Below are 10,000 nucleotides of genomic sequence, written 5' to 3'. Positions count from 1 at the left end.
CTGCACGCGGCCTTCCATATTGACGTAAAGGCCCGACTTTTCGGTGTAGGCCGCGCCCGGCAGGATGACGTCGGCCGCCGAGGCCCCGGCATCGCCGTGCGAGCCGACATAGACCACGAACGCCCCCTTGAGCTTGGCCGTGTCGATCTCGTCGGCACCCAGCAGCACCACGACGTCCAGCTTACCGTTCAGGATACCTTGCGTATCCAGCCCGCCCTCACCCGGCACGAAGCCGAGGTCGAGACCCGCGACGCGCGCAGCGGCCTGATGCACGATGTTGAAGCCGTTCCAGTCGTCGCGCACCACAGTGTAGGGCTTGAGGATTTCACTGGCGATCAGGGCCAGCACAGCCGCGCCCTCTTCGCCCGACACCGCGCCGGAACCGATCAGGACCGCGGGCTTCTTCGCGTCCTTCAAGAGATCACGGAAAGCCGATTTCTTAAACTCTTTCAGCGCCTTCGCGCCGGTTCCTAAGTGCGCGTAATCATAGGTCAGATCACAGGCTTCGCCGATCACGGCCACCTGAGTCTTGCCCCTGAGCCACGACTTGCGGATGCGCGCATTGATCAGCGGCGCTTCGAGGCGCGGATTGGTGCCGATCAGCAGGATGGCATCGGCCTCTTCGATCCCGGCAATGCCGGAATTGAACAGCCAGGCTTCGCGCGGCGTGTTGGCCGAAACCGGACCGAAGGCTTCGCCCGCCTGACGGCAATCGAGGTTTTTAACGCCCAGAGAGGTGAACAGGTCCTTGGCTGCTTTCAGGCTTTCGGCGTCCTGAAGGTCACCAGCAATCACACCGACCTTGTCCGCAGACGTCGCTTGCAGCTTGCCTGCCACAACGTCCAGCGCCTCATCCCACGAGGCCGGGGTCAGGCTGCCGTTCTTGCGCACATAGGGACGGTCGAGACGCTGACGGCTCAAACCATCGACGGCGTAGCGCGACTTGTCCGACAGCCATTCCTCGTTGATGTCGTCCTTCAGACGCGGCAGGGCGCGCAGCACGGTCGAACCGCGGTAGTCGATACGGATGTGCGCGCCAAGAGCGTCGTGCACGTCGATGGTTTCGACTTTTTGCAGTTCCCACGGACGATAGTTGAACGACCACGGCTTGTGCGTCAGGGCACCGACCGGGCACAGGTCATTGAGATTGCCCGACAGTTCCGACGACACGGCCTGTTCGAGATAGGAGGTGATTTCAGCGTTTTCGCCGCGCGAAATCATACCCATTTCGGTGACACCGGCCACTTCGGTCGAGAAACGGACGCAGCGCGTGCACTGGATGCAGCGCGTCATGAAGGTCTTGATCGTCGGCCCAAGGTACTTTTCTTCGACGGCGCGCTTGTTTTCCTGATAGCGCGAGCCATCGCGACCATAGCCCATGGCCTGATCCTGAAGATCGCATTCGCCGCCCTGATCGCAGATCGGGCAGTCGAGCGGGTGGTTGATGAGCAGGAACTCCATCACCCCTTCGCGCGCCTTCTTGACCATCGGCGTGTTGGTGAAGATTTCCTGACCGTCAGCTGCGGGCAGCGCACACGAAGCCTGCGGCTTCGGCGGTCCCGGCTTCACCTCGACGAGGCACATGCGGCAGTTGCCGGCGATCGACAGGCGCTCATGGTAGCAGAAACGGGGAATTTCCTCACCCGCCAGCTCCGCCACCTGAAGCACGGTCATGCCGGGTTCGAACTCGACCTCGACACCATTGACTTTAGCTATCGGCATCTGCCTCAAACCTCATACAAAAAAAGCATTCCAAACCGTCAGAACCAAGACTTGTCGCCAGCGACATAGTCTTCGTGGAACTGCTGTTCGGACTTGAACAGGTAGATGATCAGCTCGATGAACGAGATGAACGCCACCGCCAGACCCGGCAGGATCAGGAACCAGCCAATCGTGCCGCAAGCGAGCATGATGATGCCGGCATTGGTCTTGCCGAGATAGAATTTGTGGATGCCCCAGATCCCGAAGAAGAAGGTCAGGAGGGCCGCCACCCATTTGTTCTTGTCAGGGATGCCGGACTTGATGACATAGACGCTGACGGCGACGCCTTCAGAGCCCTCGAAATCCACCGCCATACCGGCCGCCACGGAGCGGGCACCGCCCATCAGATCGGCGCGCGAAAAGCTGTAGCGCTGACCGTCATCGCCACTGATCAGGCCCTGACCCGTGGCGTCGCTGAATGAGAGTACCTTGCCCCGCATGACCGTCCCCTACTCTGCCGCAATCGAATGCCCGGCGAAGTTGCCCTTCGACGAACGATATTGCGCGATACGATCTTCAATTTCGTGACGGAAGTGCCGGATCAGGCCCTGAATCGGCCAGGCCGCCGCGTCGCCCAGCGCACAGATGGTGTGGCCTTCGACCTGCTTGGTCACATCCAGCAGGATGTCGATTTCCTTGGGATCGGCGTCGCCCTTGGCCATGCGCTCCATCACGCGCCACATCCAGCCCGTGCCTTCGCGGCAGGGCGTGCACTGACCGCAGGATTCGTGCTTGTAGAAGTAGCTGAGACGCGCAATGGCCTTGATCAGGTCGGTCGATTTGTCCATCACGATCACCGCCGCCGTGCCGAGGCCAGAGCCCAGACCGCGCAGGGTGTCGAAATCCATCGGCATGTTTTCGCACTGTTCGGCCGGGATCATCGGCACGGACGAGCCGCCCGGAATGACGGCTTTCAGATTGCCCCAGCCACCCCGGATGCCGCCGCAGTGATCTTCGATCAACTGACGGAAGGGGATCGACATGGCCTCTTCGACATTGCAGGGGCGCTCAACGTGGCCCGAAATGCAGAACAGCTTGGTGCCGGTATTGTTTTGCGCACCAAAACCGGCAAACCACGCCGCACCGCGACGCAGGATGGTGCCGACAACCGCAATGGATTCCACGTTATTGACCGTCGTCGGACAGCCATAGAGGCCAGCACCGGCCGGGAAAGGCGGCTTCAGGCGCGGCTGGCCCTTCTTGCCTTCCAGCGATTCCAGAAGCGCGGTCTCTTCACCGCAGATATAGGCCCCGCCACCGTGGTGGACATAGATGTCGAAATCCCAGCCGTGGACGTTGTTCTTGCCGACCAGCTTGGCCTCATAGGCCTGCTTGATCGCCGCTTCGAGACGCTCGCGCTCGAACACATACTCACCACGAATATAGATATAGCAGGCGTGCGCCTGCATGGCGAAAGACGCGATCAGGCAGCCTTCGATCAGCAGGTGCGGATCGTGGCGCATGATTTCGCGGTCTTTACAGGTGCCCGGTTCCGACTCGTCGGCATTGACGACCAGATAGTGCGGACGATCCTTGACCTCCTTCGGCATGAAGGACCACTTCAGACCGGTCGAGAAGCCCGCGCCGCCGCGCCCGCGCAGACCCGAATTCTTCACATTGGTGATGATCCAGTCGCGCCCGTAGGACAGGATGTCCCTGGTCGCGTTCCAGCAGCCGCGTTGCTTTGCTCCCTCAAGGCCCCAGTCATGGAAGCCGTAGAGGTTGGTAAAGATGCGGTCCTTGTCTTCGAGAATACCCACCATGATTACGCCTTGACCTCCGCTTCCGGAGCATTGGGGATTTTGAGCGGCTTGGCCGCCGAACCGTCATACAGCGACGGGTCTTTCAGCGTGGTTGCGCCACCCAGCGGTTCGGACGTGAAGCGGCCATTGTACGGGCCGGTCTTCGGCGTCTTGCCCGCCGCGAAATCGTCGATGATCTGGGCCAGATTGTCCGGCGTCAGGTCTTCGTAGAAATAGTCGTTGATCTGCGCCATCGGGGCGTTGGTGCAGGCGCCGAGGCACTCGACTTCCTGCCAGTAGAACTTGCCATCGGCCGACAGCTTGTCCTTCGGGCCGATCTTGTCCTTGCACACCTTCATCAGGGCCTCAGAGCCGCGCAACTGGCACGGCGTCGTGCCGCACACCTGAATCAGCGCCGCCGAGCCCACCGGCTCCAGCATGAACATGGTGTAGAAGGTGGCCACTTCGTACACGCGGATGCGCGCCATGCCGAGCATTTCGGCGACGACGGCGATGGCGGGTTCCGACACCCAGCCCTCCTGCTTCTGGATCAGCCACAGGATGGGGATGACCGCCGACTGACGGCGGTTTTCGGGATACTTGGCAATCCACCAGTTAGCCTTTTCAAGCGTTTCCGGCTTGAACGCAAAGCTATCCGGCTGAACGGCGGCGAGACGGCGAACGGACATCTCAGGCCTCTCTCATCTGGGATACGGTAGGATTATAGGCGGGCAGGCTCATTGTTTATAAGCCTCCCAGCGGTCGTTGCGGGCCTTCATCATGCGCGTGCTGGCCGCCTTGACCAGCGGGATGCGCCGCGCGACCATCATCGACACGACGGCGACAGCGATGGAGGCAAACACCATGGGGGATTGGCCATACTGCGGGTTGGCGTCGATATAGATGCGGACGCCGAAGATGATCAGCAGCATGGGCGCGTAGGAAATGACGGTTTCCAGCACCAGATCCTGCAAATAGCCCTTCATGCCGCCGGGGTGATAGCCCCAGGCGGCCTTGGCCAGCCACAGGCGCAGACCCAGCGCCACGGCTAGGAACACGAGGACGAGCAGGAAGGTTTGCCAGGTTTGGAGTTGAAAGCCCTGCATCAGCGGTCCACTTCCCCGAACACGATGTCAAGCGAGCCGAGGATGGCCGACACGTCGGCCAGCAGGTGGCCACGGTTCATCCAGTCCATCGCCTGAAGGTGGGCAAAGCCCGGCGCGCGGATCTTGCAGCGATACGGCTTGTTGGAGCCGTCCGACACCAGATAGACGCCAAACTCACCCTTGGGGGCTTCGACGGCGGCATAGACTTCGCCCGGCGGGGTCTTGAAGCCTTCGGTGTACAGCTTGAAGTGATGGATCAGGGCTTCCATCGAATTCTTCATGTCGGCGCGGCGCGGCGGCGTGACCTTGTGGTCAGTAGCCAGCACTTCACCGCCGGTTACGCGAAGCTTTTCAACGCACTGCTCCATGATCTTCACGGCCTGACGCATCTCTTCGACGCGGCAGAGGTAACGATCCCAGCAGTCGCCGTTCTTGCCGATGACGATGTCGAAATCGAGTTCGTCATAGCATTCATAGGGCTGCGACTTGCGCAGGTCCCACTCGATGCCCGAACCGCGGATCATGACGCCGGTAAAGCCCCAGTCATAGGCCTCCTGCTTGCTGACCACGCCAATATCGACATTGCGCTGCTTAAAGATGCGGTTTTCAGTGACGAGAGATTCGATATCGGCCAGGGCGCGCGGGAACTCCTTGCACCATTGCTCGATATCGTCGATCAGTTCCGGCGTCAGGTCCTGATGGACGCCGCCCGGACGGAAGTAGTTGGCGTGCAGACGCGCGCCGCAGGCGCGCTCATAGAACACCATCAGCTTCTCACGCTCCTCAAAGCCCCACAGCGGCGGCGTCAGAGCGCCGACGTCCATGGCCTGAGTCGTGATGTTCAGAAGGTGCGACAGGATACGGCCGATTTCCGAGAACAGCACGCGAATCAGTTGCGCGCGCTTGGGCACTTCGAGACCCAGCAGGCGCTCGATCGCCAGACAGAAGGCGTGCTCCTGATTCATCGGCGCCACGTAGTCGAGGCGGTCGAAATAGGGCGTGTTCTGCAGATAGGTGCGGTATTCCATCAGCTTTTCGGTGCCGCGGTGCAGCAGGCCGATATGCGGATCGACGCGCTCGACGATTTCCCCGTCAAGGTCGAGCACCAGACGCAGAACGCCGTGGGCCGCCGGGTGTTGCGGGCCGAAATTGATGGTGAACTTACGGTCGTCGAAACTGGCGCGTGCCTCGACCTCTTCGAAGGCCCCGGTGCGGGGATCGACAAAGGAGGACAGCGGGGTTTTGATGTCTTCAGCCATGATAACCCTTTACGCCTTGTTCGGATTGGCAGCCTTCTCATCGCCCGGAAGGACGTAGGAGGCCCCTTCCCATGGCGACAGGAAGTCGAAACGACGGAATTCCTGAACCAGCTTGACCGGTTCGTACACGACGCGCTTCTGCTCTTCGTCGTAGCGCACTTCGACATGCCCCGTCATCGGGAAGTCCTTGCGCAGCGGATGGCCGGAGAAGCCATAGTCGGTCAGGATACGGCGCAGGTCCGGCTGACCCGAAAACAGCATGCCGTACATGTCGAAGGCTTCGCGCTCGTACCAGTCGGCGTTCGGATAGACGCCGCGCACGCTGGGTACCGGCACGGTTTCATCAGTCATCACCTTGACGCGCAGGCGCAGGTTCTGCGTCAGCGACAGGAGGTGATAAACGACGTCGAAACGACGCTCGCGCTTCGGATAGTCGGCCCCGCACAGGTCAATGAGTTGATGAAAGCGATAAGGCTCGGCGCGCAGCTTGGTCAGCACCTCGATGATGCGCTCACGCTCAACCACCAGGGTCAGCTCGCCAAAGGCGTGGATGACGTCGATCAGCGCTTCCTTGAAGTCGGCGCGGGCCTGTTCGGCGATCTTGAGGAATTTTTCTTCAGACATGGCGTGAAATCCCTCTTAGCGGCGGATCGTGCCGTTACGACGGATCTTCTTCTGAAGCTGAAGAAGACCGTAGAGCAACGCTTCGGCCGACGGCGGGCAGCCCGGCACATAGACATCGACCGGCACGATGCGGTCACAGCCGCGCACGACGCTGTAGGAATAGTGGTAATAGCCGCCGCCATTGGCACATGAACCCATCGACAGGACGTAGCGCGGATCGGGCATCTGGTCATAGACCTTGCGCAGAGCCGGCGCCATCTTGTTGGTCAGGGTGCCGGCAACGATCATCAGGTCCGACTGACGCGGTGAGGCGCGCGGAGCCATGCCGAAGCGCTCCATGTCGTAACGCGGCATCGAAGCCTGCATCATTTCCACGGCGCAGCAGGCCAGACCGAAGGTCATCCACATCAGCGAGCCGGTGCGCGCCCAGGTGATGACATCGTCCGCCGAAGCGACAAGGAAGCCCTTTTCGTTCAATTCCGAGGACACGGCCTCAAAGAACTTGTCGTGGACCTTGGGATCATAGCCCTCAACCGTAGTGCGGCCAGCCTGACCGGCAGGAATGATTACTCCCATTCCAGGGCTCCTTTGTTCCACTCATAGATAAAGCCGACCGTCAGGACGCCCAGAAAGACCATCATCGACCAGAAGGCAAACTGCATGCCCTCCTGCGGCAGGTCGAACATCGACACCGCCCACGGGAAGAGGAAGGCCACTTCGAGGTCGAAGATGATGAAGAGGATCGAGACGAGATAGAATCGCACGTCAAACTTCTGACGCGCGCTGTCGAAGGCGTTGAAGCCGCACTCGTAAGCCGAAAGCTTTTCGGTGTCGGGGGCCTTGGGCGCCAGAACCAGCGCCGCGATGATGAACCCCAGCCCAAGGACGAGGGCGATGCCGAAGAAAATCACAATCGGCAGATACTTTATAAGGAGGGCTTCCATTGTACGATCCCACTTTTTGGCTCTGCCCCGCCGATGGTGCACCGCAAAAGGTTCGGGGGACAGACTCAACTGAGCCTATTAGACCACCTCGCGCCGCGCTTCAAACACTCAAAAGCCTAAAATCGGGGGAAATGCCAAAAATGTCGTCGAATTTTCTGCACTTGAAAATCGTTCTCATCCCCTCCCCGGTCTTCCACAGCCAAATGGCTTTTTGACGGTTTTCCGCAATATGGCGCTTGACACCGCAGGGCGCCCGGCACTATCTAGCGCACCTCTTCGGCGGGGCTAACGCCCTGACGCAGAGAACGACAATGTATGGATGCGGGTGTAGCTCAGTTGGTTAGAGTGTCGGCCTGTCACGCCGAAGGTCGCGGGTTCGAGCCCCGTCACTCGCGCCACCTGGAGGATACACTCTCTCAGGTGGCCCCGCATATCCTCTCTTTTTACTTCATTAAAATTCATCTTCGCGCAAAATTTGCATTAGGCAAATCTGTGTCTTCGCGTGTATGTCTGTGACGAAACAGGGTTGACGCAAACGACACATACGGGCCTCGGCATGTCTGCAATGACATAGAATAGCCCATATTCGTCCCGAAGAGTCGCCGCTGACATAAAGGCGGGAAAACGCCGCCAGTACATTGTTTCTTTGGGGGCAGGCGCGCCATTGCATGACGCGACGCGTTGTTCTGTCTGAGAATTCAAATCGACGAGCGAAAGCGAGACTATGCGCAAATCTCATCTCTTCAATGCCACCGCCCTTGGTCTGGTCATCGCGGTTACCGCAGGTGTGGCGCAGGCCGAAGTCGTTATTAATACTTCGACGAACACCGCTGTTAAAACCTCCACGGCGACCACGGCGGGCGCTGCGGATGATATCAAGCTGGATACAGGCGGCACGATTACGCTCAAAACAGCGGGCGCGCGCGCAATCACGATCGATTCGAACAACAAGGTGAATGTCGTCGGCACGATCGACATGTCGTCTTCGGGCGACGACGCCACGGGCATCTATATTGATGGTGGCCGTACCAGTGGCCTAACCCTCTCCGGTAAAATCACGGTCACCGACGATTATACGCCCACGGATACAGACTCCCCAGCGGACGGAATCACAGACGGCGTCTTTGCCAAAGGTGAGCGGCGCTACGGTATTCGGTCGGTCGGTACAACGCCCTTTATTGGTGATGTCAGCCTCGCTTCGGCCAGCGCCATTCAGGTCGAAGGTAATAATTCCTACGGTGTGCGCTTTGAAAACGCCCTGACAGGTAATTTTAGCTCCGACAGCACGGTAACCGTTGTGGGCACAAATGCACGTGCCTATTCGTTTGAGGGCGGTGTCACGGGCAATATCGTCATCGGCGGTTCCACCACGGTTCAGGGTGAGAACGCCACGGCGCTCAATCTCGCCAGCAACCTCACCGGCGCGTTGATTCTGGACGGCACGGTCGCAGGCACCGGCTACCGCCTGACTACAGTGACAGACAAGGCAACACTGGACAAGCTTCAGGCCGAAGACAAACTGCAGGCGGGACCACTGGTCAATATCGCCGGCAATGTCACCAAGGGCATACTGGTTCAGTCCACCATTGCCGATACTGACGCGTCCAAGGCGGAAGCCGAACGCAATAATGACGAAGACGGCAACGGCGTCACTGACACGGCCGATGGTGCCGCCAGCCTGTCGCAATATGGCGGTGCGGCAGCCCTGAAGGTCGGTTCGGCCACGCAGGACATCACCATCAACGCCATCAACATCGCGACGACCGCGACGGATACCTACAAGAACCAGAAGTTTGGCCTGGTCGTGCGCGGCAGCATCGCCTCTTCCGGCGTATTCGAAGGCGTGGTCGCCAAGGCCATCGAAACGGGCGGCATGGGTCGCACGGTCACCTTTGAAAACGGCATCCTGATCAATGGCACCGTTTCGGCCTCTTCCTATCTGGCCGAAGCGCGGACCGCCAACCTTCTGGCCGGTACGGTCGCCAATGCCTTTAATGTGGGCGGCACCCTGCGCGCCGCCAACAGCTCCACCAAGAACGAAACCGCCTACGCCCTCTATATCGACTCAGGGGCTAAGGTGCCCGAAGTCAATGTCAGCGGCACGATCAGCGCGGCTTCGACGGGCTCAAAGTCGAACGCGACCGCTATTTTTGATGGCTCGAACACGCTGGTACGCCTGAACAATACCGGCAATATCACGGCCTCGATCACCCAGACCGACGACGACGGTAATGGAGTCGTTGACAAGACCGACAACCGGGCTGTGGCCATCGACCTGAGCGGCAATACGACCGGCGTCACCCTGGTCCAGACCGACCTGAAGCCGGATGACAATACGGTTGCCGCTCCCGTCATCTCGGGCGATATCCGTCTGGGCTCGGGCAATGACGTGGTGAAGATCGACGGCGGCTTCGTCATCGGCAATATCGACTTTGGCGCTGGCAGCAACAGCCTGAGCATCACCACCAACGGGATTGTTGGCGGCAAGATGACCGGCTCTGGTACGGTGTCGCTCGACATCGTGCAGGGCGCACTCAATCTCGATACCGGTTCCAAGCTCAATG

The 10,000-nt window shown here is 59.9% G+C and carries 9 protein-coding genes, 1 tRNA gene and 1 pseudogene; 2 read left to right on the top strand and 9 right to left on the bottom strand.

Going from position 1 to position 10,000, the window contains the following annotated elements; translation table 11 throughout:
- The 9 genes from nuoG to LDL37_RS04510 form a co-directional block, all read right to left on the bottom strand.
- Window positions 1-1,722: NADH-quinone oxidoreductase subunit NuoG (gene nuoG, locus LDL37_RS04550; RefSeq protein ID WP_290794996.1), on the bottom strand; the 1,722-nt coding region annotated here is incomplete at its 3' end.
- A gap of 38 nt (window positions 1,723-1,760) precedes the next feature.
- On the bottom strand, window positions 1,761-2,201 hold the full coding sequence (locus LDL37_RS04545) for an NINE protein (protein WP_126423703.1): 441 nt from the start codon (window positions 2,199-2,201) through the stop codon (window positions 1,761-1,763).
- Window positions 2,202-2,210: 9 nt separating this feature from the next.
- On the bottom strand, window positions 2,211-3,524 hold the full coding sequence (gene nuoF / locus LDL37_RS04540; protein WP_126423702.1) for an NADH-quinone oxidoreductase subunit NuoF: 1,314 nt from the start codon (window positions 3,522-3,524) through the stop codon (window positions 2,211-2,213).
- 2 nt (window positions 3,525-3,526) lie between these two features.
- The gene (gene nuoE, locus LDL37_RS04535; protein WP_290794990.1) at window positions 3,527-4,192 is read right to left on the bottom strand and encodes an NADH-quinone oxidoreductase subunit NuoE; all 666 of its coding nucleotides are present in this window, start codon (window positions 4,190-4,192) and stop codon (window positions 3,527-3,529) included.
- Window positions 4,193-4,240: 48 nt separating this feature from the next.
- Entirely contained in the window at window positions 4,241-4,609 is a 369-nt protein-coding gene (locus LDL37_RS04530) for a hypothetical protein (RefSeq protein WP_290794987.1), read from the bottom strand.
- Window positions 4,609-5,868, bottom strand: a complete 1,260-nt coding sequence (locus tag LDL37_RS04525) for an NADH-quinone oxidoreductase subunit D (RefSeq protein ID WP_290794985.1) — start codon at window positions 5,866-5,868, stop codon at window positions 4,609-4,611. Before LDL37_RS04525 ends, LDL37_RS04530 begins: the two co-directional genes overlap by 1 nt.
- 9 nt (window positions 5,869-5,877) lie before the next feature.
- Window positions 5,878-6,492, bottom strand: coding sequence for an NADH-quinone oxidoreductase subunit C (locus tag LDL37_RS04520; RefSeq protein WP_290794982.1), 615 nt, complete (start codon window positions 6,490-6,492; stop codon window positions 5,878-5,880).
- A 15-nt stretch (window positions 6,493-6,507) separates the two neighbouring features.
- Window positions 6,508-7,068 (bottom strand): NADH-quinone oxidoreductase subunit B, encoded by a 561-nt coding sequence (locus LDL37_RS04515; protein WP_126423697.1) that lies wholly within the window; start codon window positions 7,066-7,068, stop codon window positions 6,508-6,510.
- The gene (locus tag LDL37_RS04510; RefSeq protein ID WP_290794978.1) at window positions 7,059-7,436 is read right to left on the bottom strand and encodes an NADH-quinone oxidoreductase subunit A; all 378 of its coding nucleotides are present in this window, start codon (window positions 7,434-7,436) and stop codon (window positions 7,059-7,061) included. Before LDL37_RS04510 ends, LDL37_RS04515 begins: the two co-directional genes overlap by 10 nt.
- A 321-nt stretch (window positions 7,437-7,757) precedes the next feature.
- Here LDL37_RS04510 and LDL37_RS04505 point away from each other — a divergent pair.
- Both LDL37_RS04505 and LDL37_RS04500 read left to right on the top strand, forming a co-directional pair.
- Window positions 7,758-7,834: transfer RNA gene (locus LDL37_RS04505), tRNA-Asp, on the top strand.
- A gap of 326 nt (window positions 7,835-8,160) precedes the next feature.
- Window positions 8,161-10,000, top strand: a pseudogene (locus LDL37_RS04500) (autotransporter outer membrane beta-barrel domain-containing protein); the annotation flags it as partial.

The organism is Asticcacaulis sp. (assembly GCF_020217185.1).
In the GTDB taxonomy this organism is placed as follows: Bacteria; Pseudomonadota; Alphaproteobacteria; order Caulobacterales; family Caulobacteraceae; genus Asticcacaulis.
This window is presented reverse-complemented; position numbering and strand designations above follow the sequence as displayed.

What these genes read in the sequence shown, in the direction of transcription:
- LDL37_RS04545 (WP_126423703.1), bottom strand. Translation starts at nt 2,201, where the DNA reads ATGCGGGGCAAGGTACTCTCATTCAGCGACGCCACGGGTCAGGGCCTG.
- nuoF (WP_126423702.1), bottom strand. Translation starts at nt 3,524, where the DNA reads ATGGTGGGTATTCTCGAAGACAAGGACCGCATCTTTACCAACCTCTAC.
- nuoE (WP_290794990.1), bottom strand. Translation starts at nt 4,192, where the DNA reads ATGTCCGTTCGCCGTCTCGCCGCCGTTCAGCCGGATAGCTTTGCGTTC.
- LDL37_RS04530 (WP_290794987.1), bottom strand. Translation starts at nt 4,609, where the DNA reads ATGCAGGGCTTTCAACTCCAAACCTGGCAAACCTTCCTGCTCGTCCTC.
- LDL37_RS04525 (WP_290794985.1), bottom strand. Translation starts at nt 5,868, where the DNA reads ATGGCTGAAGACATCAAAACCCCGCTGTCCTCCTTTGTCGATCCCCGC.
- LDL37_RS04520 (WP_290794982.1), bottom strand. Translation starts at nt 6,492, where the DNA reads ATGTCTGAAGAAAAATTCCTCAAGATCGCCGAACAGGCCCGCGCCGAC.
- LDL37_RS04515 (WP_126423697.1), bottom strand. Translation starts at nt 7,068, where the DNA reads ATGGGAGTAATCATTCCTGCCGGTCAGGCTGGCCGCACTACGGTTGAG.
- LDL37_RS04510 (WP_290794978.1), bottom strand. Translation starts at nt 7,436, where the DNA reads ATGGAAGCCCTCCTTATAAAGTATCTGCCGATTGTGATTTTCTTCGGC.